The sequence below is a fragment of the Streptomyces bambusae genome (assembly GCF_020532645.1).
GTDB lineage: Bacteria > Actinomycetota > Actinomycetes > Streptomycetales > Streptomycetaceae > Streptomyces > Streptomyces bambusae.
The window spans coordinates 13,284-38,382 of the sequence record NZ_JAJAUZ010000066.1 but is presented as its reverse complement, the minus strand read 5'-3'; the positions used below and the strand labels follow the sequence as shown (position 1 = coordinate 38,382).

Annotated in this window: 19 protein-coding genes and 1 pseudogene; 10 read left to right on the top strand and 10 right to left on the bottom strand. The window is 73.7% G+C overall.

The genetic code is table 11. The features are described from left to right. The first annotated feature begins 78 nt into the window (after window positions 1-78). Both LG634_RS31340 and LG634_RS31335 read left to right on the top strand, forming a co-directional pair. Complete coding sequence (locus tag LG634_RS31340) at window positions 79-1,158, top strand: DUF916 domain-containing protein (protein ID WP_226738805.1); 1,080 nt, start codon at window positions 79-81, stop codon at window positions 1,156-1,158. A gap of 56 nt (window positions 1,159-1,214) precedes the next feature. Further along, window positions 1,215-2,459 (top strand): hypothetical protein, encoded by a 1,245-nt coding sequence (locus LG634_RS31335; RefSeq protein ID WP_226738803.1) that lies wholly within the window; start codon window positions 1,215-1,217, stop codon window positions 2,457-2,459. A 78-nt stretch (window positions 2,460-2,537) separates the two neighbouring features. Here the strand turns inward: LG634_RS31335 and LG634_RS31330 are convergent, their stop codons facing one another. From LG634_RS31330 to iolC, 4 genes are read right to left on the bottom strand one after another with little or no spacing between them, the layout of a single operon-like run. Then, window positions 2,538-4,037, bottom strand: a complete 1,500-nt coding sequence (locus tag LG634_RS31330; protein WP_226738801.1) for a CoA-acylating methylmalonate-semialdehyde dehydrogenase — start codon at window positions 4,035-4,037, stop codon at window positions 2,538-2,540. A 10-nt stretch (window positions 4,038-4,047) separates the two neighbouring features. Beyond that, complete coding sequence (iolD, locus tag LG634_RS31325; RefSeq protein ID WP_226738799.1) at window positions 4,048-5,916, bottom strand: 3D-(3,5/4)-trihydroxycyclohexane-1,2-dione acylhydrolase (decyclizing); 1,869 nt, start codon at window positions 5,914-5,916, stop codon at window positions 4,048-4,050. Next, window positions 5,913-6,830 carry a 5-deoxy-glucuronate isomerase gene (iolB, locus tag LG634_RS31320; protein ID WP_226738796.1) on the bottom strand — a complete coding sequence of 306 codons (918 nt, stop codon included), beginning with the start codon at window positions 6,828-6,830 and terminating at the stop codon, window positions 5,913-5,915. The genes iolD and iolB overlap by 4 nt, the downstream gene beginning before the upstream one ends. Continuing rightward, window positions 6,821-7,738: a 5-dehydro-2-deoxygluconokinase gene (iolC, locus tag LG634_RS31315; RefSeq protein WP_226738809.1), complete on the bottom strand. Its 918-nt coding sequence runs from the start codon at window positions 7,736-7,738 to the stop codon at window positions 6,821-6,823. Before iolC ends, iolB begins: the two co-directional genes overlap by 10 nt. 75 nt (window positions 7,739-7,813) lie before the next feature. Here iolC and LG634_RS31310 point away from each other — a divergent pair, with 75 nt between their 5' ends. From LG634_RS31310 to LG634_RS31300, 3 genes are all read left to right on the top strand, one after another. Then, window positions 7,814-8,728, top strand: a complete 915-nt coding sequence (locus tag LG634_RS31310) for a sugar phosphate isomerase/epimerase family protein (protein WP_226738794.1) — start codon at window positions 7,814-7,816, stop codon at window positions 8,726-8,728. A 154-nt stretch (window positions 8,729-8,882) separates the two neighbouring features. Beyond that, window positions 8,883-9,896, top strand: a complete 1,014-nt coding sequence (locus tag LG634_RS31305; protein WP_226738792.1) for a Gfo/Idh/MocA family protein — start codon at window positions 8,883-8,885, stop codon at window positions 9,894-9,896. Between the two features lie 272 nt (window positions 9,897-10,168). Then, window positions 10,169-10,372 carry a helix-turn-helix transcriptional regulator gene (locus LG634_RS31300; RefSeq protein ID WP_226738790.1) on the top strand — a complete coding sequence of 68 codons (204 nt, stop codon included), beginning with the start codon at window positions 10,169-10,171 and terminating at the stop codon, window positions 10,370-10,372. Between the two features lie 6 nt (window positions 10,373-10,378). Here LG634_RS31300 and LG634_RS31295 read toward each other — a convergent pair whose 3' ends face one another. Beyond that, window positions 10,379-12,640: an MMPL family transporter gene (locus tag LG634_RS31295; protein ID WP_226738788.1), complete on the bottom strand. Its 2,262-nt coding sequence runs from the start codon at window positions 12,638-12,640 to the stop codon at window positions 10,379-10,381. A gap of 385 nt (window positions 12,641-13,025) precedes the next feature. On the opposite strand from LG634_RS31295, the gene LG634_RS31290 reads away from it, so the two are divergent. Beyond that, on the top strand, window positions 13,026-13,712 hold the full coding sequence (locus tag LG634_RS31290) for a TetR/AcrR family transcriptional regulator (protein ID WP_226738807.1): 687 nt from the start codon (window positions 13,026-13,028) through the stop codon (window positions 13,710-13,712). Here LG634_RS31290 and LG634_RS31285 read toward each other — a convergent pair. Continuing rightward, entirely contained in the window at window positions 13,690-14,919 is a 1,230-nt protein-coding gene (locus tag LG634_RS31285; RefSeq protein ID WP_226738786.1) for a cation:proton antiporter, read from the bottom strand. The genes LG634_RS31290 and LG634_RS31285 overlap by 23 nt on opposite strands. Window positions 14,920-15,147: 228 nt before the next feature. Between LG634_RS31285 and LG634_RS31280 the strand changes: the two genes are divergently transcribed. Then, on the top strand, window positions 15,148-15,453 hold the full coding sequence (locus LG634_RS31280) for a heavy-metal-associated domain-containing protein (protein ID WP_226738784.1): 306 nt from the start codon (window positions 15,148-15,150) through the stop codon (window positions 15,451-15,453). Between the two features lie 124 nt (window positions 15,454-15,577). Continuing rightward, window positions 15,578-17,911: a heavy metal translocating P-type ATPase gene (locus tag LG634_RS31275; RefSeq protein ID WP_226738783.1), complete on the top strand. Its 2,334-nt coding sequence runs from the start codon at window positions 15,578-15,580 to the stop codon at window positions 17,909-17,911. A gap of 468 nt (window positions 17,912-18,379) precedes the next feature. Here the strand turns inward: LG634_RS31275 and LG634_RS31270 are convergent, their stop codons facing one another. Together LG634_RS31270 and recD2 are read right to left on the bottom strand one after the other, a co-directional pair. Further along, window positions 18,380-19,669 carry a citrate synthase gene (locus LG634_RS31270; protein ID WP_226738781.1) on the bottom strand — a complete coding sequence of 430 codons (1,290 nt, stop codon included), beginning with the start codon at window positions 19,667-19,669 and terminating at the stop codon, window positions 18,380-18,382. Window positions 19,670-19,836: 167 nt separating this feature from the next. Next, entirely contained in the window at window positions 19,837-22,065 is a 2,229-nt protein-coding gene (gene recD2, locus LG634_RS31265; RefSeq protein ID WP_226738780.1) for an SF1B family DNA helicase RecD2, read from the bottom strand. A gap of 286 nt (window positions 22,066-22,351) precedes the next feature. Here recD2 and LG634_RS31260 point away from each other — a divergent pair, with 286 nt between their 5' ends. Further along, window positions 22,352-22,870 (top strand): DUF937 domain-containing protein, encoded by a 519-nt coding sequence (locus LG634_RS31260; protein ID WP_226738778.1) that lies wholly within the window; start codon window positions 22,352-22,354, stop codon window positions 22,868-22,870. 11 nt (window positions 22,871-22,881) lie between these two features. On the opposite strand, the gene LG634_RS31255 is transcribed toward LG634_RS31260, so the two are convergent. After that, window positions 22,882-23,613 carry a hypothetical protein gene (locus LG634_RS31255; RefSeq protein WP_226738776.1) on the bottom strand — a complete coding sequence of 244 codons (732 nt, stop codon included), beginning with the start codon at window positions 23,611-23,613 and terminating at the stop codon, window positions 22,882-22,884. A 74-nt stretch (window positions 23,614-23,687) separates the two neighbouring features. Here LG634_RS31255 and LG634_RS31250 point away from each other — a divergent pair. After that, window positions 23,688-24,179: pseudogene (locus tag LG634_RS31250) on the top strand (GNAT family N-acetyltransferase); the annotation flags it as partial. Here LG634_RS31250 and LG634_RS31245 read toward each other — a convergent pair. Continuing rightward, the gene (locus LG634_RS31245) at window positions 24,094-25,092 is read right to left on the bottom strand and encodes an EamA family transporter (RefSeq protein WP_226738774.1); all 999 of its coding nucleotides are present in this window, start codon (window positions 25,090-25,092) and stop codon (window positions 24,094-24,096) included. The pseudogene LG634_RS31250 and the gene LG634_RS31245 sit on opposite strands and share 86 nt — an antisense overlap. Window positions 25,093-25,099 lie beyond the last annotated feature (7 nt).

Here is a 25,099-nt window from a genome sequence, read left to right as displayed (position 1 = left end):
GCCAACCCCCGGGGGGGGGGGGGGCCCCGCCCCCCCACCACCCGCACCCGTCCCGGACCGTCGTCTGGAGAACGAGCCATGCGCATCCGCACCCGCACCGGCGCCCGCACCGCTCCCCGCCGCCACCCGTTCCGGGGGCTCGTCGCCGGCCTGCTCCTCGGGCTGCCGGCGCTGCTCGCGGGGCTGGTCTCGCCGACCGGCGCCGCGGCCGCGGAGAACGGCACCTGGGGGGTGTTCCCCACGCCCGCCGCGGGCAAGTCCGTGACCGACCGGGCCTACTTCTTCCACCAGGGCGAGGCGGGGGCCGCCGTCCGCGACAGCGTCACCCTCGTCAACTCCTCCACCGAGGCCATCACGTTCAAGGTCTTCGCCACCGACGCCGTCAACACCCCGGTCGGCGGCGCGTTCGCCCTGCTGCCCGTGGAGACCAGGCCGCGCGGGCCGGGCACCTGGGTGACGCTGCCGCCGGAGGTGACGGGCGGCACGGTGACCGTACCGCCGAAGGGCCGCAAGGACATCCCGTTCACCGTGCGGGTGCCCGAGGACGCCGCGCCCGGCGACCACGCCGGCGGCATCGTCGCCCTCAACACCAAGGTCGAGGGGGTCAGGAAGGACGGCCAGGTCAAGGTCGGCGTCCGGCGCTCCGTCGGCGCCCGCCTGTACCTGCGGGTCCCCGGGCCGCTCACCCCCGCCGTCGGCGTGGAGAACGTACGGGTCAGCCGGGACGCCCCGCTGCTGCCGTGGACCCGCAACGCCCGGGCCACCGTCCGCTACACGCTCGTCAACCACGGGAACGTGGTGCTCAGCCCGCAGGTCAAGGTGGGCGCCGAGGGCCTCTTCGGCCGCAGCCTGCTGCACCGGCCGGCCCGCGACCTGCGGCTGGTCCTGCTGCCGGGACAGCGCGTCGAGCTCACCGAAACCTGGGCGGACGCCCCGCAGTTCGACCGCGCCACCCTGCGCGTCACCGCGACCGCCACCGCGTACCCGGACCTGTCCGAGACCGGTACGGCGACCCTGCTCGCGGTGCCCTGGCTCGCGCTGGGCCTGCTCGCCGTACTCGGCGGTGCCGCCGCGGCCGGCTGGGCGGTACGCCGCAGGCGCCGCCGCGCGGAGGACGACGAAGCCGTGCCGGAACGGGACTTGGCGCAGGCGCACTGACCCGGAAGGGTGGTGCCCCCGGCGGCCGTCCGGCCGCCGGGCAGGGGGAGGCGCCGATGACCATGCACACACCCGGCCGGGAACCGCGGACGGGGACCACCGGAACGGGCGAGGGCAGCGCCCCGCGCCGTCCGGACGCCCGGGAGAGCACGCTCCCGCCCACCGGGCCGGGGGTGATCGTCCCGCGGCTGGCCGAGGCGCTGGGGACCGCGCCCGTGGCCGTCGAGCGGGGGGACGGGTGGATCCGGGCCGTGTTCGCACTGCCGTGGGGCGGGCCCGTGCCGCTCACGCTGGACGTGGTCGCGGACACCGCCCGGCTGCCGCGCTCCCTCGTATACGTGCTGCCCGGCGGCGGGCTGAACTTTTCCGCCGCCTACTTCACCCCGGCCGGCCACAACCTCGCCCACCACCTGCGCGGCCGCGGCCACCTCGTCATCGGGGTGACCCCGCGGGAGGACGCGGCCGGGCCCGGCGAGGTCACCGCCGGCTGGGGGCTGGCCGCGCACCGCCGCGACCTGCGCCGGGTGGTGCGCACGCTGGACCCCGTGCTGCGGCTGCCGTACCAGTACCTCGGGCACTCGGCCGGAGCGGCGCTCGCGCTGGACACCGCGGCGGCGGACGACTCGCCGCGGCTGCGACGGGTGACCGTCCTCGACACCACCGGCCCGTACACCGGCGACCTGGCCGCGCGGGCGGCGCAGACCCGCGACGTCTTCCAGGCGCAGCTGCGGCAGGGCGTCCACGCGACGGATCCGGGGCTGGCCCCGCTGGTGGCCCGGGCGGTCGCCGATCCGGACGGGACCTCGCCGGTGCCCCGTCCGGCGGACCCGGCCAGCAGGTTCACGCACGCGGGCCTGGCCCACTTCGCCCTGACCCGCACCGCCCTGCTGCCGGGCCCCGCGAACTGGATCTACGTACGGGGGCACAGCGCGGGTGAGTACGCGTTCGGGGCGGTTGCGGCGGAGGACGTGTTCCGCCTGGACCGGACCCCGCTGCCCGCCTGGCACGCCGCGGTCTCCGCGCTGGGCAGCGGGCTGGTGCCGACCGCGCTGATGCGGGACCTGGCCGCGGTGTGGGCCGGGGACGAGGGCACGTACCGGATCGCCTGGGAGCGCGTCCGGGCCCAGGTGGTGTGGGTCAACACGGAGCTGGGCCGCGGCGACCAGCCGCGCGGCGCCGAGCTGATCCGCGCCGCGGGCAATCCCCGGGTCACGTTCACCGTCCTCCCCGGCCTCGGCCACGCGGACCCGCTCTGGAGCCCCACCGCCGAAGACGAGGTCTGGCCGCTGCTGACACCGTGACGGAGACGGCAGGAACCCCCGGCCGGTGAGGGTGGGCCGGGGGTCCTGTGTTCGGGATGCCTCTCAGGCGTCAGGCGGTCAGTGGTTGCGCGGGAAGCCGAGGTCGACGCCGACGGGGGCCTCGGACGGGTCGGGCCAGCGGGTGGTGACGACCTTGCCGCGGGTGTAGAAGTGGATGCCGTCGTTCCCGTAGATGTGGTGGTCGCCGAAGAGCGAGTCCTTCCAGCCACCGAAGGAGTGGTAGCCCACCGGCACCGGGATCGGGACGTTGACGCCGACCATGCCGGCCTCGATCTCCAGCTGGAAGCGGCGGGCGGCGCCGCCGTCACGGGTGAAGATCGCGGTGCCGTTGCCGAACGGCGAGGCGTTGATGAGGGCCACGCCCTCCTCGTAGGTCTCGGTGCGCAGCACGCACAGCACCGGGCCGAAGATCTCGTCGCGGTAGGCGTCGGAGTCGGTCTTCACGTTGTCGAGCAGCGAGAGGCCGATCCAGTGGCCGTCCTCGAAGCCGTCCACCGTGTAGCCGGTGCCGTCGAGGACCACGTCGGCGCCCTGGGCGGCCGCGCCGTGGACGTACGAGGCGACCTTGTCCCGGTGTGCCTTGGTGATCAGCGGGCCCATCTCGGAGGTCGGGTCGTTGCCCGGGCCGATCTTGATCTTCTCGGCGCGCTCGCGGATCTTCTGGACCAGCTCGTCGGCGATGGAGCCGACGGCGACGACGGCGGAGATGGCCATGCAGCGCTCGCCGGCGGAGCCGTACGCGGCGGAGACGGCCGCGTCGGCGGCGGCGTCGAGGTCGGCGTCGGGCAGCACCAGCATGTGGTTCTTGGCGCCGCCGAGGGCCTGGACGCGCTTGCCGTTGGCGGAGGCGGTGGTGTGGATGTAGCGGGCGATCGGGGTCGAGCCGACGAAGGAGACGGCGGCCACGTCCGGGTGGGCGAGCAGCGCGTCGACGGCGATCTTGTCACCGTGGACGACGTTCAGCACGCCGTCGGGCAGCCCGGCCTCCTTGGCCAGCTCGGCCAGCTTGACGGCGGCCGACGGGTCCTTCTCGCTGGGCTTGAGGACGAACGTGTTGCCGCAGGCGATGGCCAGCGGGAACATCCACATCGGCACCATGGCGGGGAAGTTGAACGGCGTGATGCCGGCGACGACGCCGAGCGGCTGGCGGATCGCGGAGACGTCCACGCGGTTGGAGACCGAGGTGGACAGCTCGCCCTTGAGCTGGGTGGTGATGCCGCAGGCCAGCTCGACGATCTCGAGGCCGCGGGCGACCTCGCCCAGCGCGTCCGAGTGGACCTTGCCGTGCTCGGCGACGATCAGCTCGGCGATCGCGTCGCGGTTGGCGTCGAGCAGCGCGCGGTAGGCGAAGAGGACCTTGGTGCGGGCGGCGAGGGAGGACTGGCCCCAGCTGAGGAACGCCTCGCGGGCGATGCGTACCGCGTTGTCGACCTCCTCGGTGGACGCGAGCGCGACCTGGGTGGTGACCTCGCCGGTGGCCGGGTCGGTGACCGGGCCGAAGTTGCCCGACGCGCCCTCGACGGTCTTGCCACCGATCCAGTGGTTGACGGTCTTCATTGCTACTCCTTCACAGATGGCGACGTCGCGCTGCGGCTTGCCGGTCGTACTCTTCGCGGGCCTTGATCGCGGACGTGCGGGTCGCGGTCGCGGCCACAGGAACATCCCACCACGCCTGTGCGGGGGGCGGGCCCGACACTGTGTCGGCCGTTTCGGTCTCCACGTAGACACATGTGGGACGGTTTGCGCTCCGCGCCTCGGCGAGGGCTTCTCGCAGGTCACGGACGGTGTGGGCGCGGATGACGGCCATCCCGAGGGAGGCCGCGTTGGCCGCGAGGTCCACGGCCGGGGAGCCAGGCGGGGGCTCGGGGTAGCGGAAGCCGGTGCCCAGGCGTTCGCCGCCGACGGCTTCGGAGAGGCCGCCGATGGAGGCGTAGCCGTGGTTGTCCACGATCACCAGTTTGAGGGGGATCCGCTCCTGCACGGCGGTGACGAGCTCGGTCGGGTTCATCAGGTACGAGCCGTCGCCGACGAGGGCCCAGACCGGGCTGCCGGGGTCGGCGAGGGCCACGCCGAGGGCGGCGGGGATCTCGTAGCCCATGCAGGAGTAGCCGTACTCCACGTGGTACTGGTGCGGGGACCGGGCCCGCCACATGCGGTGCAGGTCGCCGGGGAGCGAGCCGGCCGCATTGACCACCACGTCCTCGTCCCCGGCGATCGCGTCCAGGGCGCCGATCACCTGGGCCTGGGTGGGGCGGACGGTGTCGTCGGGGGCGTGGCAGGCCTGTGCGACGAGGGTGTCCCAGTACCGCTTGGCGGCCCGGTACGTCTGCTCGTAGCGGGCGGGGACGCGGTGCCCGGTGAGTTCCACGCGGAGTGCGTCGAGGGTGGCGCGGGCGTCGCCGACCAGCGGCAGGGCGGCCTGCTTGTGGGCGTCGAACGGATCGAGGTTGAGCCCGAGGAAGCGGACGCCGGGGTCCTGGAAGAGGGTGCCGGAGGCGGTGGTGAAGTCGGTGAGCCGGGTCCCGGCGGCGATCACGAGGTCGGCCTCGCGGGCCAGGTCGTCGGCGGCGGCGGTGCCGGTGTGGCCGACGGCTCCGACCTCGGCGGGGTGGTCGTGCCGCAGGGCGCCCTTGCCGGACTGGGTGGTGGCCACCGGGATGCCGGTGGCCTCGGCGAACGCCCGGAGGGCGGGTTCGGCGGCGCTGTGCCGGATGCCGCCGCCGGCGATCAGCAGGGGGCGCTCGGCGGCCCGTACGGCTTCGGCTGCGGCGTGCAGTTCGGCCGGGTCGGGGCGGGGCCGGCGGACGGTCCACACCCGGTCGGCGAAGAACTCCTCGGGCCAGTCGTACGCCTCGGCCTGGACGTCCTGCGGCAGGGCGAGGGTGACGGCGCCGGTCTGCACGGGGTCGGTGAGGACCCGCATCGCCTGGAGGGCGGCGGGGACGAGGGCTTCGGGGCGGGAGACGCGGTCGAAGAAGCGGGAGACGGGCCGCAGAGTGTCGTTGACGGACACGTCGCCCGCGTACGGGACCTCCAGCTGCTGGAGCACGGGGTCGGCGGGGCGGGTCGCGAAGGTGTCGCCGGGGAGGAGGAGCACCGGCAGCCGGTTGACGGTGGCGAGGGCGGCTCCGGTGACGAGGTTGGTGGCGCCGGGGCCGATGGAGGTGGTGACGGCGTGGGTGGAGAGCCGGCCGCGGCGGCGGGCGTACCCGACCGCGGCGTGCACCATCGCCTGCTCGTTGCGGCCCTGGAGGTACGGCATGGCGGCGGGGCCGGTCTCCAGGAGGGCCTGGCCGATGCCGGCGACGTTGCCGTGGCCGAAGATGCCCCAGGTCGCGGCGATCAGCCGGTGCCGTTCGCCGTCGCGCTCGGTGTACTGGGCGGCGAGGAACGCGATCAGGGCCTGGGCGGTGGTGAGGCGGCGGGTGGCGGTCATCGCGGGTCCTCCCCGTGGGCGGGCTGCCGGTGGGCGGGCTCCGGATGGGCGGGCTCCGGATGGGCGGGCTCCGGATGGGCGGGCTCCGGATGGGTGTAGAGGGGGAGCCGGGGGTCGGCGGGCGAGTCGGGCCAGGTGGTGCGGATCCAGGCGTGGTCGGGGTGGTCGCGGATGAGCCACTCGCGGGTGGCGCCGGGACCCGCCATCACGTTCAGGTAGTACAGGGTGTGGCCGGGGGCGGCGATCGACGGTCCGTGCCAGCCGTCGGGGATCAGCACGGCGTCGCCGGTGCGCACTTCGGCGAGCACATCCGTCCTGCCCTGCGGGGAGGGTGTCACGCGCTGGTAGCCGACGCCGGGAGTGGTGCCGTGCGGGGCGACCTCGTAGTAGTAGATCTCCTCCAGCCGGGACTCCTCGCCGGGGTGGTCCTCGTCATGCTTGTGCGGCGGGTACGAGGACCAGTTGCCGCCGGGGGTGAGGACTTCCACGGCGATCAGGCGGTCGCAGTCGAAGACGTCGGCGGCGGCGAAGTTGTTGACCTGCCGGGAGCAGGTGCCGGTGCCGCGGAGTTCGACGGGGACGCCGGCGGCGGGGGCGTGGCGGGCGGGGAGTTCGCGGGTGCAGGGCGCACCGGCGAGGGCGAACCGGCCGCCGGCCGGGGACTCCACGCGGAACGCGGCGCCGCGCGGGAGGTAGGCGAAGTCGGTGAGGGCGGTGAAGACGCTCTCGCGGCCGTGGAGTTCGAAGGGCTGCGGCGGGCCGCCGGCGGGGGTGACGGTGGTGCGGCAGGCGCCGGCGAGGGGCAGCAGGATCCACTCGGCGGGGCCGCACTCCCCGTCGTACGTCTCGCCGGGGGCGAGGGTGAGGATCTGCAGGCGGGTGTGGTCGAGGCGGTGGTCGGCGGTCACGGGCACGTGTCCAGCACCTCCTCGACCTCGGCGGGGTGGGGCATGGCGGTGGAGCAGGCCAGCCGGGAGGCGACGATGGCGCCGGCGGCGTTGGCGTACCGGATGGTGCGGTCGAGTTCCCAGCCGGCGAGCAGGCCGTGGCAGAGGGCGCCGCCGAAGGCGTCGCCGGCGCCGAGGCCGTTGACGGTGTCGACGGGGACGGCCGGCACGTCGGCGGTGGTGCCGTCGCGGTGCACGGCGAGGACGCCGTCCGGGCCGCGTTTGACGACGGCGAGTTCGGCGCCGCCGGCGAGCAGGGCGCGGGCGGCGGCGTGCGGCTCGCGGGTGCCGGTGGCGATCTCGCACTCCTCGGTGTTGCCGACGGCGACGGTGGCCAGGCGCAGGGCGGCGCGGTAGTGCTCGTGGGGGTCGTCGTCCCAGAGCGTCGGCCGCCAGTCGAGGTCGAACACGGTGGTGCCGGCCCGGTTGCGGGCGGCGAGGGCGGCGAGGGTCGCGGAGCGGCTGGGTTCGGCACTGAGTCCGGTGCCGGTGACCCACAGGATGCGGGCGGCGGACAGGGCCGGGAGGTCGAGCTCTTCGGGGTGGATCTCCAGGTCGGGGGCCTTGGGAAGGCGGTAGAAGTAGAGCGGGAACCGGTCGGGCGGGAAGATCTCGCAGAAGGTGACGGGGGTCGGGTAGGCGGCGACCTCGCCGACCCAGCGGTCGTCCACGCCGAACCTCAGGAGTTCTTCGCGCAGGTAGCTGCCGAACGGGTCGGCGCCGGTGCGGGTGACGAGGGCGGTGCGGCGGCCGAGCCGGGCGGCGGCCACGGCGACGTTGGCGGGCGAGCCGCCGAGGAACTTTCCGAACGTCTCGGCCTGGGCGAGCGGCACTCCGCTCTTGAGTGGGTAGAGATCCACACCGATCCGCCCCATCGCGATCAGTTCAAACGGATCGGTGGTCACAGCAGTCCTCCAGTGTCCGTGCGTCTTCCGACCCAAGGTGGCCGTATGTCGTCCTCCTCCCCTTCTGCGTCAGCCCGTATTCGGCTCGGTTCGGCTCCGGACTCCTGGGGGGTGTGGTTCCCCGAGGATCCCCGGCAGACCGGCTGGGAGCGCTTCCTCGACGAGGTGGCCGAGGCCGGGTACGAGTGGATCGAGCTCGGCCCGTACGGCTACCTGCCCACCGATCCCGTGCGACTGGCCGAAGAGACGGGCCGGCGCGGCCTGAAGGTGTCGGCGGGCACGGTGTTCACCGGACTCCATCACGGCCCGGCGGTCTGGGAGCAGACCTGGGAGCACGTGTCGCGGATCGCCGGGCTGACCCGGGCGACGGGCGCCGGGCACCTCGTGGTGATCCCGTCGTTCTGGCGGGACGACAAGACCGGTGCGGTGCTGGAGGACAGCGAGCTGACGACGGAGCAGTGGCGCCTGCTGGCCCGGCAGACCGAGCGGCTGGGCCGCGAGGTCCGCGACCGGTACGGGCTGCGGATCGTGGTGCACCCGCATGCGGACACCCACATCGACACCCCGGAGCACGTGGCCCGGTTCCTGGACGCCACCGATCCGGAGCTGGTGTCGCTGTGCCTGGACACGGGCCACTACGCCTACTGCGGCGGCGACAGCGTGAAGCTGATCGAGACGTACGGGGAGCGGCTGGGCTACCTGCACCTGAAGCAGGTGGATCCGCGGATCCTCGCCGAGGTGGTCGCGGACGGGGTGCCGTTCGGTCCGGCGGTGGCGCGCGGGGTGATGTGCGAGCCGCCGGGCGGGGTGCCGGACCTGGAGCCGGTGCTGGCGGCGGCGCGGGCGCTGGGCACCGAGCTGTTCGCGATCGTGGAGCAGGACATGTACCCGTGCCCGCCCGACCGGCCGCTGCCGATCGCCCGCCGCACCCGCACCTACCTGCGGTCCTGCGGCCTGTAGCGGTGCCCGGCGGATCCGGCGCACGGACCTGCTCGCCGGCCTGCCCGCCGTCCTGCTCGCGGACCTGCCTTCCGGTCCGTCTGCGGATCTGTCGTGCGGAGGTGGGGGCGGGCAGGATGGCCCGCGGAGCGGTATGGCAACCGGAGGGGGAGTTTTGAGCGGCACACTCGGCATCGCGGTGCTCGGCACGGGCCGGATGGGGGCAGATCACGTCCGGCGCATCGACCGGATGATCAGCGGGGCCCGGGTCGCGGCCGTCGCGGACCCGGACGGGGACCGGGCCAAGGAGGCGGCGGCGGGCCTTGAGGGGTGCACCGTCCACACGGATCCGGCCGCTGCGCTGGCCGCCCCGGGCGTGGACGCCGTGCTGATCGCCTCCCCTGGGCCGGCCCACGAGGCCGCCCTGCTGGAGTGCTTCGCGCGGGACCTGCCGGTGCTGTGCGAGAAGCCTCTGACGCCGGACGCGGCGGGTGCGCTGCGGGTGGTGGAGGCCGAGCAGCGGCGCGGCCGCCAGCTGGTTCAGGTGGGCTTCATGCGGCGGTACGACGCGGAGTACGAGCAGTTGAAGGCGCTGCTCGACGGCGGCGGGCTGGGCCGGCCGCTGTTCCTGCACTGCCGGCACCGCAACGCGTCCTCGCCGTCGTTCTTCACCTCCGAGATGCTCGTCAACGACTCGGTGGTGCACGAGGTGGACGCGGCCCGCTGGCTGCTGGGGCAGGAGATCACCGCGGTGACGGTGCTCTCCCCGCGCCCGTCCCCGGCTGCTCCCGAGGGCCTGCGGGACCCCCAGCTGGTGCTGCTGGAGACGTCCGGCGGGGCGATCGTCGACGTCGAGATCTTCGTCAACTGCGGTTTCGGCTACCAGGTCCAGTGCGAGGCGGTGTGCGCCTCCGGCAGCGCCCGCATCGGCGACGGGCACGCCATGGTCGTCCAGTCCGGGGGCCGCTGGGGCGGCACGATCGCCCAGGACTACACCGTGCGCTTCGCCGACGCGTACGACCGGCAGGTCCGGCGGTGGGTGGACGCCGTCCGGCAGGGCCGGGTGGCCGGCCCGAGCGTCTGGGACGGCTACGCGGCCGCCGCCGTCAGCGAGGCGGGGGTCGCGGCCCTGCACACGGGCGCCCGCACGGCGGTGGACCTGGCGGAGCGCCCGCCGCTCTACCGCTGACCCGGCCCGGTGGCGGCGGTGCTCCCCCGCCGGGTGCGCCCGCGGCCGCCGGACCCGTTTCACCTCCGTCACAGCCGTCTCCCCCCTGTCACGCATGTCCTCGTTACGCGGGTTTTCGGTCACAGCAGCTCGACAGCCGCTCCCCTGCGTTCGGCAGGTCTCGTTTCCCGGGGCAGAGGCTGAGTGATCACCGAGTGATCGCCAGTGTCCGCGCCCGGGCCCCCCGACGGCCTCCCGGCCGCCCCTGCGGCGCGGACGAGGAGGTGCCGCAGATGACCGACCGAAAGCTGTGGTCGTACAAGGAGATCGCCGCGCACATCCGGGTCCAGCCGGACACCGTGCGCTCGTACCGCAAGCACGGCCTGCTCCCCGCCCCGGACCACGTCGAGGCCGGGAAGCCGTACTGGTTCGCCGACACGATCCGGGACTGGGTGGCCCGCCGGCCCGGCAACCGGGGCCGGCAGGCCGAGGCCTGAGGCCGCTCAGCCCACCCGCTCGGGAACCGGTCCGGCTGCTTCCGCCGCCGGTTCCGCCGCCTCCTCCCCCACGGCCGCCGGACCGGCGGCCGTGGCCGGTGCGGGGGCGGACTCCCCCTCGCTCAGCCCGAAGCGGTCGTGGAGCCGGCGCAGCGGCCCCGGAGCCCACCAGGTGGCGCGGCCGGTCAGCTTCATCACGGCCGGCACCAGCAGGCTGCGCACCACCATCGCGTCCATCAGGACGGCCAGGGCGATCCCCAGGCCCAGCATCTTGGTGTTGGTCACCCGCGAGGTGCCGATGGCCACCATCACCACGGCGAGGATGACGGCCGCGGCGGTGATCAGCCCGCCGGTCCGGCCGAGTCCGGACCGGACCGCCTCCTCGTGGTCCCCGGTCCGGTCGAACTCCTCCTTGATCCGGGATATGAGGAACACCCCGTAGTCCATGGAGAGCCCGAAGGCGATGCAGAACATCAGGACCGGGAGGGTGGTCTCGATGTCGCCGGTGGCGGTGAAGCCGAGCAGTCCGGACAGGTGGCCGTCCTGGAAGACCCACACCACGGCGCCGAACATCGCGGTCAGGCTCAGGGCGTTGAGCAGCACCGCCTGGAGCGGGACCAGCAGGCTGCCGGTGAGCAGGAAGACGAGCAGCAGGGTGGCGCCCACGATCAGGGCGGCCGCCCGGGGCAGCTCTGCCGCGATGGCGTCCTTGGAGTCGACCAGCACGGCCGCCCGCCCGGTCACCGCCGTGTCGAACGGCGCCTCGACCTTCCGCACCTTTGCGACGAGCGCCTGGGCGTCCCGGCCCACGGCTTCGCCCTTCGCCAGGACGGAGAAGGCCGCGTACTCCCCGGAGCGCACCGGGCCGTCCACCCGGGCCACCCCCGGCAGGGCCGTGAGCCGGCCGCGGTACTCCTCGAACTGGGCGGGCGTGGCGGGGCCTTCGGCGAGGATCCGGAGTTCGCCGTCGGGGCTGCCGGGGAAGCCGTCGCGGATGTGCTGCTGCACGACGTGCGCCTCGGCGGTGCGGGGCAGCTGCCGGTCGTCGGGGGTGCCGAACCGCACGTCCAGGAAGGGCAGTCCGAGGAGCAGCAGGCCGGCGGTGGTGGCGACGGCGAACACCGGGGCCCGGCGCATCACCAGCGCGGACAGCCGCAGCCAGCCCGCCCCCTCGGTGACGGCCGCCTCCGGCCGGCCGGCCCGCCTGCGCCGCCACAGCTCGCGCAGGTCCAGCGCGTTGACCCGCTCGCCCAGCAGGACCAGCGCCGCCGGCAGCAGGACCAGGGCGGCCGCCGCGGCGAGCAGCACCACGGCCACGCCGGAGTAGGCGAAGGAGCGCAGGAAGTACTGGGGGAAGAAGAGCATCGCGGAGAGCGAGACGGCGACCGTCAGCGCGGAGAACAGCACGGTGCGGCCGGCCGTGCGCAGCGTGGTCGCGACAGCGGTCCGGGGGTCGTGTCCGGCGGCGAGTTCCTCCCGGAACCGGCGGACGATGAACAGCGCGTAGTCGATGGCGAGTCCGAGGCCGAGGGCGGTGGTGAGGTTCATCGCGAACACGGAGACGTCGGTGACCTCGGTGAGGCCGCGCAGCACGGCGTTGGTGCCGAGGATGGCGACGATGCCGACGGCGAGCGGCAGCAGGGCGGCGACGGCGCTGCCGAAGACGAGGACGAGCAGGACCAGAGTGATCGGCAGGGCGATCAGCTCGGCCCGGACCAGGTCCTCCTGGACGGTGGCGGTCATGGCGCGCTGGACGGCCACCGGGCCGCCGAGGGAGACCTCCACCGGCCCGTGGGTGCCGCGGTAGTGCGGGGCGATCCGGCCGAGCGTCTCGGAGGCCGTCTTCTCGTCCCCGGTGACCCGGGCGGCTATCAGAGCCTGGCGGCCGTCGGCGGAGCGCAGGGCGGGCGAGCGGGTCTGCCAGTACGAGCCGACTCCGGTGACGCCCGGCTCGGCAGCCAGGCGGCGGGCCAGCCGGTCCGCGGCGGCGGCCGCGGCGGGCTCGTCCACGCCCGGCGGGCCGGCGTCGAGGAGGAGCAGCAGGTTGGGCTGGGAGGCGGGGAACTCCCGCTCCAGGGCCTCGGTGGCGTACGTGGACTCGGCGGCCGGGTCCTGCCAGCCGCCGGCGCCCATCCGGTCCGCCGCCCCGCTGCCGGCGAACACGGCGAGCGCGGTGACGAGCAGCGCGAGCAGCAGCGAAAGCCGTGGCCGGGCGGTGACGAACCGGGTCCAGCCACCCCCCTGAGCTGCGTTCTTGACTACGGACATGACGCGGTGTCCCCTTCACCGTGACCCGGAAAACGGGTCGCCCATTGCCATAGACTGGCAAACACGAGACATCGCTCGCGTTGGATCAAGAATGCGAGCGACCTCTCGCGTTTGTCAATCACCCCTGAGAAGTAAGGGATGTGCCGTGCCTCAGGCCAGGAAGCCGGAGACCGAGGAAGCGAGGGGCGCGAACGCGACGTCCGGGTACGCGACGTCCGGCAACGCGGCGTCCGGGAACCCGGTGACCGGGAACGGCGGGACCGGAGAGCCGGCCACCCGGGAGACCACCACCCGGAAGACCGCCTCCGGGGAGACCGCCGCCCGGAAGACCGCCGCGCGCAAGGCGCCCGCCGCCAAGGCGCCCCGCCGCGGCGCCCGCAGCACCCTGGAGGCAGCCCTCGGCCGGCAGGTCGCCGAGCAGGAGGCGGCACAGGACGGGCCCGACGCGGCCGGCGCCCCCGCGAAGCCGCGCCGCCGCCAGGCCCGCGGCGAGCGCCGGATCGCGCAACTCCTGGAGGCCGCCGCCGGCGTGTTCTGCCGCAGCGGCTATGCCGCGGCGAGCACCAACGCCATCGCCCGCGAGGCAGGGGTGTCGCCGGGCACGCTCTACCAGTTCTTCCCGAACAAGGAGGCGATCGCCGTCGAGCTCGGCGGGCAGCTGCTGCACCGCGCCCACGAGATGCACGGCCAGGCCTTCCTCCCGGAGAACCTCGCCCGCCCCCTGCCCGAGCTGATCGACGCGGTCCTCGACCCCGTCATCGCCTTCAACTGCGACAACCCGGCCTTCTGGGCGCTGATGCACGGCTCCGGGATCCCCGGCATCACCCAGGAGCACGACGAGCTGCACGCCGGCCTGGTGACCCGGATCGAGGGCATCGTGCAGACCTTCGCCCCGGACACCCCGCCCGAGCAGCTCACCCGAGTCGCGATCACGGTGCTGGGCGTCTTCAAGGCCGGGCTCGACCTGATCCTGGCGCACGAGGGCGCCGAACGGGACGCGTACGCCGCCGAGCTGAAGACCGTACTGCTGCGCTACCTGGAGCCGATGGTCACCACGACTCCGACCCGCTGACCCGCTCCGGCGGCCGGGGCCCGGCCCGGCGCCCCGCCCCGGCCCCGGCCCGCAGCCTCAGCCCGAGCAGCGGAAAGACGAGGACGGACACCATCGCCGCCCCCACCAGGGCAGCCGCCTCGCCCCGGCCCACATCCCCGTCCTCGACGCCGAGGGTGGTGATCGCGACGACCAGGGGCAGGGCCGTGGACCCGAACAGCACCAGCGCCCCGCGGTCCCGGCGGCCCAGGTCGCGCGGCGCGAGAAGCCACATGGGCAGTCCGCGCACGACGAGGAACAGCAGCAGGAACAGCGGCAGCAGGAGCAGGGTCCGGCCGCCGTCGAGCAGCGAGTCCAGGTCGAACTCGATGCCGGTGACCACGAAGAAGAGCGGCACCAGGAAACCGAAGCCCATCGCCTCGACCTTGGACAGGATGACCTCGCTCTCCCCGGGTGCGGCCCCGGTCAGCACCAGCCGGGTGATCATTCCGGCCGCGAAGGCGCCGAGCAGGATGTCCAGCCCCATGGCGTCGGCCAGCCCCAGCATCAGCACGAGCAGCAGCACGACCAGCCGCACCGCGAACTGCCCGCTGCTGTCCAGGGTGCGGGCGATGACCGCCGCGAACCAGGGCGGCTTGGGCCGCAGCGCCCAGAGCACCGCCCCTGCCGTCAGGAGTGCGAAGGCCGCCAGCACGGCCGCCGAGCGCCCCGGGCTGCGGCCGCTGAGCAGCAGCGCCATCGCGATGATCGGGCCGAACTCGCCGACCGCCCCCATCGCCATCACCACCGACCCGAACCGGCCGTGCAGGTCGCCGGAGTCCCGCAGCACCGGCAGGATCGTGCCGAGGGCGGTGCTGGTCAGCGCCGTGCCGATGAACACGCCCTTGCCGAAGCCGCCGCCGTGCGCCAGCAGCACGCCCAGCGCGAGACCGATCGCGAGGGCGGCGAGCCAGGCGGCGACCGAGCGCCGGAGCGTGTCCCCGCGGACCTGGTCGAACCGGATCTCGTAGCCGGCCAGGAAGATCAGCATGGCCAGGCCGAGCTGGGAGAGCACGTCGATGACGGCGCTCGAGGAGGCCCAGCCCAGCACGTCGGGTCCGACGAGGATGCCCAGCACGATCTCGAAGATCACCAGCGGTACGGGGAGCCAGCGGCCCACGCCGTATGCGAACAGGGGCGCGAGCACGGCGATGCCCATGATCAGGATCAGCGTCCCCGAAGATGACATAGCCGACATATGCCCATGCAGTGCGGGCACCGGCCAGCCGGACCGCCCGGAGAGGTGAACGGAATCACCCGGAGCCGCTGGAGGAATACCCCCCAGGGGTATAGTGTTCTCATCGACGGGGCACGGTGGAACCTTCCGCCGCCAGCCGCCGACAGACTCGGTACGCCGCGCCGCCCGCACGGCGGCGCACCCTGGACATCCCGAACGTCCCGATACGAGGAGAACGACATGACCGCCGAGACGGACACCCAGCAGCCCACGGCCTCCTGCTGCTCCAGCACCGGCTCCTGCCACGACGGCCCGGCCACCGTGCAGGTCGGCGCCGTCACCGCGGTCTACCGGGTCACCGGCATGACCTGCGGCCACTGTGAGGGCGCCGTGACCGCCGAGCTCTCCGAACTGCCGGGCGTCACCTCGGTCAAGGCCGTGGCCGCCACCGGCGAGGTCACCGTGACCTCCGCCGCCCCGCTGGACATCGAGGCGGTCCGCGCGGCCGTCGACGAGGCGGGCTACGAGCTCGCCGGCCAGGCCTGATCCGCACGGCACGCCCCGGGGCCGCACCGGCCGCCCCGGCCGCCGTCAGGCATTTTCCGCCGGACCGTGCCGGCCAGCTGATACTGGTTCCGTACGGTCCGGCCCACCCTTCTGGAGCTCGGACATGAGCAGCAGCACCGTGCACGAAGAACCGGCCGACGCGGCCGTCGCCGCGGCATCAGCCCCGGCCTCGCAGGTCGAGCTGTCGATCGGCGGGATGACCTGCGCCTCCTGCGCCGCCCGCATCGAGAAGAAGCTCAACCGCATGGAGGGCGTCACCGCCACGGTGAACTACGCCACCGAGAAGGCGCGGATCTCCTACCCGGCCTCCACCGGCGTGGCGGACCTGATCGCCACCGTGGTCAGGACCGGCTACACGGCCGAGGAACCGCCCGCCCCGGCCGCCCCGGCACCGGAAACGGCCCCCGCCGCGTCCGCCCCCGGATCCGCCGCCGCGCCCGCCGCCGCGCCCGCCGCCCCCGACCGCGAACCGACCGCCCTGCGCCGCCGCCTGGCCGTCTCCGGCCTGCTGGCCGCCCCCGTGGTGCTCTTCGCCATGGTCCCGGCCCTCCAGTTCGACTACTGGCAGTGGATCTCGCTGGCGCTCGCCACGCCCGTCGTGCTCTGGGGCGGTCTGCCCTTCCACCGCGCGGCCTGGGCCAACGCCAGGCACGGCGCCGCCACCATGGACACCCTGGTGTCCATCGGCACCCTCGCCGCCTACGGCTGGTCGCTGTGGGCCCTGCTCTTCGGGCACGCCGGCATGATCGGCATGCGGCACGGCTTCGACGTCACCGCCTCCGCCTCCGCCTCCGACGGTGCCTCCACCGTCTACCTGGAAGTGGCGGCCGGCGTCGTCACCTTCATCCTGCTCGGCCGCCACCTGGAGGCCCGCTCCAAGCGGAAGGCGGGCGCCGCCCTCAAGGCCCTGCTGGAACTGGGTGCCAAGGACGTCACCGTGCTGCGCGGCGGCACCGAGGTACGGGTCCCCGTCGCGGAACTGCGGGCCGGCGACCGGTTCCTGGTCCGCCCCGGCGAGAAGATCGCCACCGACGGCACCGTCGTCGAGGGCAGCTCCGCCGTGGACGCCTCGATGCTCACCGGCGAGTCCGTCCCGGTGGACGTGGGCGTGGGGGACTCCGTCACCGGCGCCACCGTCAACGCGGCCGGCCGGCTGGTCGTCGAGGCCACCCGGGTCGGCGCCGACACCCAGCTGGCGCGGATGGCGAAGCTGGTCGAGGACGCGCAGAGCGGCAAGGCCGAGGTGCAGCGGCTCGCCGACCGGATCTCCATGGTGTTCGTGCCGGTGGTGCTCGTCCTGGCCCTGGCCACCTGGGTCGGCTGGCTGCTGGCCACCGACGACCCCACGGCCGCCTTCACCGCCGCCGTCGCCGTCCTGATCATCGCCTGCCCGTGCGCCCTGGGCCTGGCCACGCCGACCGCGCTGCTCGTCGGCACCGGCCGCGGCGCCCAGCTGGGCATCCTGATCAAGGGCCCCGAGGTGCTGGAATCCACCCGGAAGGTGGACACCGTCGTCCTCGACAAGACCGGCACCGTCACCACCGGCCGGATGGCCCTCGCCGAGGTCCACCTCGCCGACGGCGTGGAGGAACGCGAACTGCTGCGCCTGGCGGGCTCCCTGGAGCACGCCTCCGAGCACCCGGTGGCCCGCGCCGTCGCGGCCGGCGCCGCCGAGCGCGCCGGAGCCCTGCCGGTGCCCGAGGGCTTCGAGAACGTCCCCGGCCTCGGCGTGCAGGGCGTCGTCGAGGGGCACGCCGTCCTGGTCGGCCGGGAGCAGCTGCTGGCCGAGTGGGCGATCGGGCTGCCGGCCGGGCTGGTGCAGGCCAAGGCCGCCGCCGAGGCGCAGGGCCGTACCGCGGTCTTGGTGGCCTGGGACGGGACGGCCCGCGGCGTCCTGACGGTCGCCGACGCGGTCAAGGACACCAGCGCCGAGGCCGTGGCCCGGCTGCGCGCCCTCGGACTCACCCCGGTGCTGCTGACCGGCGACAACCGGGCGGTGGCCGAGACGGTGGCGCGCGAGGTGGGCATCGACGAGGTGATCGCGGAGGTGCTGCCGCAGGACAAGGTCGACGTGGTCAAGCGGCTGCAGGCGGAGGGCCGTACGGTCGCCATGGTGGGCGACGGGGTCAACGACGCGGCCGCGCTGGCCCAGGCCGACCTGGGGCTCGCGATGGGCACGGGCACCGACGCGGCCATCGAGGCCGGCGACCTGACCCTGGTGCGCGGGGACCTGCGGGTGGCGGCGGACGCGATCCGGCTGGCCCGGCGGACCCTCGCCACCATCAAGGGCAACCTGTTCTGGGCCTTCGGCTACAACGTGGCGGCACTGCCGCTGGCCGCGGCGGGGCTGCTCAACCCGATGATCGCGGGGGCGGCCATGGCCTTCTCCTCGGTCTTCGTGGTGAGCAACAGCCTGCGGCTGCGCCGGTTCCGCTGACCGTTCCCGCTCCGCCCGGCCGGCCGCGGAAGCCGGTCCCGCGACCTCCGGCCGCCTCCCGCACAGGGGGGCGGCCTTCGCATGTTCCCCACCGGTTCTTCACAAGAGACACAGATCACACGGGGGGTGACGTAACCAACCGGGGGCTGGGCGAGTCTAATGAGGCGATGCCAGGAACGTCTTGGGGGACGTTCGACGGATGTCTTGGGGGACGTCCGGGCGTCCGAAGGCCGGGGCGCGTGCCATCGCGGGGAGCTTTGAGCGGCCCTCCCGACACGTACGGGTCCCGGCAGACCATTCTTGGAGCCCTGGCGGCTCCGCAGCGACACCCGGCTGGGGTCCCGTGGGGGGAACCCGCAACCGGGGATGGGGAAGCGCCCCGTCCGTCGACCCGTGGGGGGATCGACGGCGGGGCGCTTCTTTTCACTCCTGGTGCCCGCGGCTGCGGGCGGGGCGGGCCTGCCGGTGTCAGCGGGCCTCGACCGGGACGAAGTCGCGCAGGACCTCGCCGGTGTAGATCTGGCGCGGGCGGCCGATGCGGGAACCCGGCTCCTTGATCATCTCGTGCCACTGGGCGATCCAGCCGGGCAGTCGGCCGAGCGCGAACAGCACGGTGAACATCTCGGTCGGGAAGCCCATCGCGCGGTAGATGAGGCCCGTGTAGAAGTCCACGTTCGGGTAGAGGTTGCGCGAGACGAAGTACTCGTCGGAGAGCGCGTGCTCCTCCAGCTTGAGCGCGATGTCGAGCAGCTCGTCGGACTTGCCGAGGGCCGAGAGGACGTCGTGCGCAGCCGCCTTGATGATCTTCGCCCGGGGGTCGAAGCTCTTGTAGACGCGGTGGCCGAAGCCCATCAGGCGGACGCCGTCCTCCTTGTTCTTCACCTTGCGGATGAAGGAGTCGACGTCGCCGCCGTTGGCCTGGATGCCTTCCAGCATCTCCAGGACCGACTGGTTGGCGCCACCGTGCAGCGGGCCCCACAGGGCGCTGATGCCCGCGGAGATCGACGCGAACATGTTGGCCTGCGAGGAACCGACCAGGCGGACCGTGGAGGTCGAGCAGTTCTGCTCGTGGTCCGCGTGCAGGATGAGGAGCTTGTCGAGCGCGGAGACCACGACCGGGTCGAGCTCGTACTCCTGGGCCGGCACGGAGAAGGTCATGCGCAGGAAGTTCTCGACGTAGCCGAGGTCGTTGCGCGGGTAGACGACCGGGTGGCCGACCGACTTCTTGTACGCGTACGCCGCGATGGTCGGCAGCTTCGCGAGGAGGCGGATCGTCGAGAGGTGGCGCTGCTTCTCGTCGAACGGGTTGTGGCTGTCCTGGTAGAAGGTGGACAGCGCGCTGACCACGGACGACAGCATGGCCATCGGGTGGGCGTCGCGCGGGAAGCCGTCGTAGAAGCGCTTGACGTCCTCGTGCAGCAGCGTGTGCTGGGTGATCTCGTTGCGGAACGACGCCAGCTGGTCGACCGTGGGCAGCTCGCCGTTGATCAGCAGGTACGCGACCTCGATGAAGGTCGAGCGCTCCGCCAGCTGCTCGATCGGGTACCCGCGGTAGCGCAGGATGCCCTGCTCGCCGTCCAGGTAGGTGATGGCGGATTTATAGGCAGCGGTGTTCCCGTAGCCGCTGTCCAGGGTGACCAGACCGGTCTGGGCGCGGAGCTTCGCGATGTCGAAGCCCTTGTCGCCGACGGTGCTGTCGACCACCGGGTAGGTGTATTCACCGTCCGCGTACCGCAGTACTACAGAGTTGTCGCTCACGTCATCCCTCACCGACGTAGTGCCTCTTCTTCGAGGTGCCCTGACTGCCTCTACCTTCCCCCATTTGGCGCAGGAGAGTGCACTCGGGGTCGGACTTCGGGCCCTAGGGCGGCACTGAGTGCCGCCAACCTTCATATCCTGCCCGGTCCGGCCCGAAAGCGGAAACCCTAGGTGATGTTTCCCACCGGTATACGGCCGGACAGCCTAGGAGCAACCGCCGTGTACCTCCTGCCTGCGGAAACGGTGCGTACGGCCTGGGCCAGGGCTTTGCGCGAGCCGACCAGGACGACCAGCTTCTTGGCGCGGGTGACCGCCGTGTAGAGGAGGTTCCGCTGGAGCATCATCCAAGCTCCGGTGGTGACGGGGATCACCACGGCGGGGTACTCGCTGCCCTGGGAGCGGTGGATCGTCACCGCGTAGGCGTGGGCGAGTTCGTCGAGCTCGTCGAACTCGTAGGCGACCTCCTCGTCCTCGTCGGTGCGGACGGTCAGCCTCTGGTCGTCGACGCTGAGGGCGGTGACCACGCCGACGGTGCCGTTGAAGACGCCGTTGGCGCCCTTCTCGTAGTTGTTGCGGATCTGGGTGACCTTGTCGCCGACGCGGAACACCCGGCCGCCGAACCGCTTTTCGGGCAGGCCGGGCCGGGCGGGGGTGACGGCCTGCTGGAGCAGCCCGTTGAGGTTCCCGGCTCCGGCGGGCCCGCGGTGCATGGGGGCGAGGACCTGGACGTCGCGCCGCGGGTCGAGGCCGAAGCGGGCCGGGATGCGCCGGGCGGCAACGTCCACCGCGAGCAGGCCGGCCGCCTCGGTGTCCTCCTCGGGGAAGAGGAAGAAGTCGGGGAGTCCGTCGGTGAGCGGCGGCAGGCCGGTGTTGATCCGGTGGGCGTTGGTGACCACCCCGGACTGCTGGGCCTGCCGGAAGATCCGGGTCAGCCGGACGGCGGGCACCGGGCCGCCGTCGGCGAGCAGGTCGCGCAGCACCTCGCCGGCGCCCACCGACGGCAGCTGGTCCACGTCTCCGACGAGCAGCAGGTGGGCGCCCGGCGCCACCGCCTTGACCAGCTTGTTCGCGAGCAGCAGGTCCAGCATGGATGCCTCGTCGACGACGACCAGGTCGGCGTCCAGCGGCCGGTCCCGGTCGTACGCCGCGTCCCCGCCCGGTTTCAGCTCCAGCAGCCGGTGCACGGTGGAGGCCTCGGCGCCGGTCAGCTCGGCCAGCCGCTTGGCGGCCCGGCCGGTGGGGGCCGCGAGCACCACCTTGGCCTTCTTGGCCCGGGCGAGTTCCACGATCGAGCGGACGGTGAACGACTTGCCGCAGCCGGGCCCGCCGGTGAGCACCGCCACCTTGCTGGTGAGGGCGAGCCGGACGGCATCGCGCTGTTCGGGCGCCAGGGTGGCCCCGGTACGGCCGGCCAGCCAGCCCAGGGCCTTGTCCCAGTCGACGTCCCCGAAGGCGGCCATCCGGTCCTCGGGGGCCCCGAGCAGCCGCCGGACCTGGCCGACGAGGGACAGCTCGGCGCGGTGGAAGGGGACCAGGTAGACGGCGGTCAGCGGCGGCCCGCCGTCGGGCGCGGGCACGCTCTCGCGGACCACCCCCTCGTCCTGCCCGGCGAGTTCGGCCAGGCAGTCGATGACCAGGCCGGTGTCGACCTGGAGGAGTTTGACCCCGTCGGCGATCAGCCGGTCCTCGGGCAGGAAGCAGTGCCCCTGGTCGGTGGACTGGGAGAGGGCGTACTGGAGGCCGGCCTTCACACGTTCGGGGCTGTCGTGCGGGATGCCGACGGCCTGGGCGATCCGGTCGGCGGTCAGGAAGCCGATGCCCCAGACGTCGGCGGCCAGCCGGTAGGGCTGGTTCTTGACCACGGAGACGGAGGCGTCGCCGTACTTCTTGTAGATGCGGACCGCGATGGAGGTGGAGACTCCAACGCCCTGGAGGAAGACCATGACCTCCTTGATGGCCTTCTGCTCCTCCCAGGCGGCGCCGATCATGCGGGTGCGCTTGGGGCCGAGCCCGGGCACCTCGATCAGGCGCTCGGGCTCCTGCTCGATGACGTCGAGGGTGTCGATGCCGAAGTGGTCGACGATCCGCTCGGCCATGCGGGGGCCGATGCCCTTGATGAGGCCCGAGCCGAGGTAGCGGCGGATGCCCTGGACGGTGGCGGGCAGCAGGGTGGAGTAGTTCTCGACGGTGAACTGCCGGCCGTACTGCGGGTGGGAGCCCCAACGGCCCTCCATCCGCAGGGACTCGCCGGGCTGCGCGCCGAGGAGGGACCCGACCACCGTGAGGAGGTCGCCCGCGCCGCGGCCCGTGTCCACCCGGGCGACGGTGTAGCCGCTCTCCTCGTTGGCGTACGTGATCCGCTCCAGCACCCCTTCGACCACTGCCATGTTCGACATGGCACGACGGTACCGCCGTGCGCCGACAGCGCGGCGGGCCTGTGGACAACTCGTGCGGGCCGTGAATCCCCGGGAACAGCAAGGGGGTTCCGGCCCTGTGGCCGGAACCCCCTCGCGCTTTCCCCTCCCCCGTGCCGGCTCTTCCCGATCCCCCCGGATCCCTCCCCGGAAGTGCCGACGCAACATACGACCCGCACCCCGGGCCGAAGGTTGCACGACGGATTCCGGATTTACCCTTTCTTGACCCAAGGTGCCGACAGATCGGTACGGACGTAGCGTTTCCGCCATGAGCGATGAATCCTTCGAAACCGATGTTCTCCGCGAGCTCGGCGACGACAGGCTCACCGAGATCGCCGGTCTCCTCGGCACCGACGCCGCAGGCGCGCAGGACGTGGTCCGCACCACCGCGGGCGCGCTCGCCGGCGGGCTCCAGGACAAGGCCGGAGCGGACGACCAGGACGGCGAGGAGGCCCGGCAGGCCTTCGCCGAGGTGTCCGAACCGCCGCTGCAGGGCGTGGCGACGCTGGGCGGCGGGCTGCTGAGCGGCGGGCTGATGGCGGGCGTGCTCGCCAAGGTCGCCAAGCCGGTGGCCGCGGCGGTGGCGAAGAAGACCGGTCTGCCGGCGGCCACCGTCACCCGGGTGATCGAGATGCTGATCCCGGTGCTGCTGGCGGTCCTCGCCAAGCGGGCCGCGGGCAAGGGCGCGCCGGGCTCGGCCGCCCCCGCACCGGGCGCAGGCCAGGCCGGCAGCGGCGGCGGCCTCGGCGACCTGCTCGGCCAGATCCTCGGCGGCGGCAGGAAGTAGCCGGGCCGCACTCAGCCTCCCGCGCCGGGCACGACCGCGTACGCCCGGAGCCACGGCCCGCAGGCCTGCGGGCCCGGTACGGCGTGCAGCCGGGCCCCGGCGGCCGGGAGCGCGGCCAGGCCGGTCAGGCCGGTGACGGCGGGCAGTCCGGCGGCGGCGAGCGCGGCGGCGGCCGGGCCGGTGTCCACGGTGCTGTCGGTGGCCACGAGGGCGGCGCCCCGGGCCGCCAGCAGGGCCACCGCGTCCTCGGTGAGGTACGGGCCGCCGGTGCGGCCGGTCTCGACGACGACGGCGTGGCCGGCGAGGTCGAACGGCGCCAGGGCCGGGCGGCCGGCGACCGGCTCGGCGGCCCCGGTGAGCCGGACCAGGGCGACGGGGAGGTCCACCAGGGCGGCGAGCGCGGCCGGTCCGGAGGCGCCCTCCGCCCCGGCCGGCCGGGCGATGCGGGTGTCCGGCCCGGTCAGGTCCACCACCTGCCGGGGGCCGGAACCGGAGCCCGTCCCCGTCCCCCGCGACCCCTTGTGCGCCTCCCGGACCATCTCCTTCCGCGTGATCCTCGTACGGCCGACCATCAGCAGGCCGAGGTGCCGGACGAGGAGTTCGCCCAGTTCCGCGTCCCCGATGGAATCGCCGGGGACGTCGAGGCGGAAGCCCTGGGTCCGGAGGGCGCCGCCGTTGCTGAAGACCACCTCCGCGTCGAAGTCCACCCGCCACTGCCCGGACGTTCCGTTTTGCTCCTTCATGACCTGCTCCTCACGGTTTCCGCGGCCCCGCCCGCCGGGCGTGCGCCGGTACCCTCGGCCCCATGGAGCCAGACGACACCGTCCGCCTGCGCGGTCCGCGGCCGGGCGACCTGGGGTGGATCGTGCAGCGGCACGGCGCGCTCTACGCCGCCGAGTACGGCTGGAACGCCGAGTTCGAGGGGCTGGTCGCGCGGATCGTCGCGGACTTCGCCCAGGACCACGACCCGCACCTGGAGCGGGTCTGGATCGCCGAACTCGACGGGGAGCCCGCCGGGTGCGTGATGTGCGTACGGGACGACGCGCCGGGCACCGCACGGCTGCGACTGCTCCTCGTCGACCCGGCGGGCCGCGGCCACGGCATCGGCGCCCGGCTGGTGGACGAGGTGGTGGCCTTCGCCCGGGAGGCGGGCTACCGCGACCTCGTGCTGTGGACGAACGACGTGCTGGGCGCCGCCCGCGTGCTCTACGAGCGGGCCGGGTTCACCCTCGTCGCGGAGAAACCGCACCGGTCGTTCGGGGCGTCCCTGACCGGGCAGGACTGGCGGCTGCCGCTCCAGGAACGCTGACCGGACCAGGCGCACCCACCGGCGCCGGAGCGCCCGTCGGCGCCGGAGCCGTACCCGGCCGGGCCGGCACCAGCGAGGTGAGCGCCACCCCGCCGACCAGCAGCACCGCCGCGAGCCACCGCAGCCCGGACACCTCCTCGCCGAACACCAGCGCCGCCGAACTCATCCCGAACACCGGCACCAGCAGCGAGAACGGCGCCACCGAGGAGGCCGGGTAGCGGCGCAGCAGGTACCCCCAGGCACCGAAGCCGAACACGGTGCTCACCCAGGCCAGGTAGCCGAGCACCCCCGCGGCGCCCCAGTCCAGCGAGCGCAGCGCGGCCAGGTCCCGTTCCGGGCCCTCCAGCAGCAGGGAGAGCGCCAGCAGCGGCAGCACCGGCACCGTGCACACCCACACCATGAAGTTGAGGGCGTCCGGCGGCGCCGCCCGGCGGGTCAGGACGTTCGACACCCCCCAGCAGGCGGCGGCCGCCACCACCATCGCGAAGCCGGCCGGCGGCCCGGCGGTGCCCTCGCCGACCGCCGCGACCCCGATCCCGGCGACCGCGACGGCCATGCCCGCGATCCGCAGCCGGCCCGGCCGCTCCCGCAGCACCACGGCCGCGAGCACCGCGGTGAACACGGCCTGGACCTGGAGGACGAGCGAGGACAGCCCGGCCGGCATCCCGGCGTCCATCCCCAGGAACAGCAGCCCGAACTTGGCGACGCCCAGGGCGAGTCCGACCGCGATCACCCACTTCCACGCGACCTTGGGCCGGCCGACGAAGAACACCGCCGGCAGCGCCGCCGCCAGGAACCGCAGGGCGGACAGGAGCAGCGGCGGTACGTCGCCCAGCCCGATCTGGATGACGACGAAGTTGAAGCCCCAGACGGCGGTCACGAGGACGGCGAGGGCGGTGTGCACAGGACGCATGGTCCGA

Coding starts and splice junctions, on each gene's coding strand:
- LG634_RS31245 (WP_226738774.1), bottom strand. CDS start 25,092: ATGCGTCCTGTGCACACCGCCCTCGCCGTCCTCGTGACCGCCGTCTGG.
- LG634_RS31255 (WP_226738776.1), bottom strand. CDS start 23,613: ATGAAGGAGCAAAACGGAACGTCCGGGCAGTGGCGGGTGGACTTCGAC.
- LG634_RS31295 (WP_226738788.1), bottom strand. CDS start 12,640: ATGTCCGTAGTCAAGAACGCAGCTCAGGGGGGTGGCTGGACCCGGTTC.
- LG634_RS31300 (WP_226738790.1), top strand. CDS start 10,169: ATGACCGACCGAAAGCTGTGGTCGTACAAGGAGATCGCCGCGCACATC.
- LG634_RS31260 (WP_226738778.1), top strand. CDS start 22,352: ATGAGCGATGAATCCTTCGAAACCGATGTTCTCCGCGAGCTCGGCGAC.
- LG634_RS31310 (WP_226738794.1), top strand. CDS start 7,814: ATGTCGTCCTCCTCCCCTTCTGCGTCAGCCCGTATTCGGCTCGGTTCG.
- LG634_RS31285 (WP_226738786.1), bottom strand. CDS start 14,919: ATGTCATCTTCGGGGACGCTGATCCTGATCATGGGCATCGCCGTGCTC.
- LG634_RS31335 (WP_226738803.1), top strand. CDS start 1,215: ATGACCATGCACACACCCGGCCGGGAACCGCGGACGGGGACCACCGGA.
- recD2 (WP_226738780.1), bottom strand. CDS start 22,065: ATGTCGAACATGGCAGTGGTCGAAGGGGTGCTGGAGCGGATCACGTAC.
- LG634_RS31275 (WP_226738783.1), top strand. CDS start 15,578: ATGAGCAGCAGCACCGTGCACGAAGAACCGGCCGACGCGGCCGTCGCC.
- LG634_RS31330 (WP_226738801.1), bottom strand. CDS start 4,037: ATGAAGACCGTCAACCACTGGATCGGTGGCAAGACCGTCGAGGGCGCG.
- LG634_RS31280 (WP_226738784.1), top strand. CDS start 15,148: ATGACCGCCGAGACGGACACCCAGCAGCCCACGGCCTCCTGCTGCTCC.
- iolC (WP_226738809.1), bottom strand. CDS start 7,738: ATGGGGCGGATCGGTGTGGATCTCTACCCACTCAAGAGCGGAGTGCCG.
- LG634_RS31340 (WP_226738805.1), top strand. CDS start 79: ATGCGCATCCGCACCCGCACCGGCGCCCGCACCGCTCCCCGCCGCCAC.
- iolD (WP_226738799.1), bottom strand. CDS start 5,916: ATGACCGCCACCCGCCGCCTCACCACCGCCCAGGCCCTGATCGCGTTC.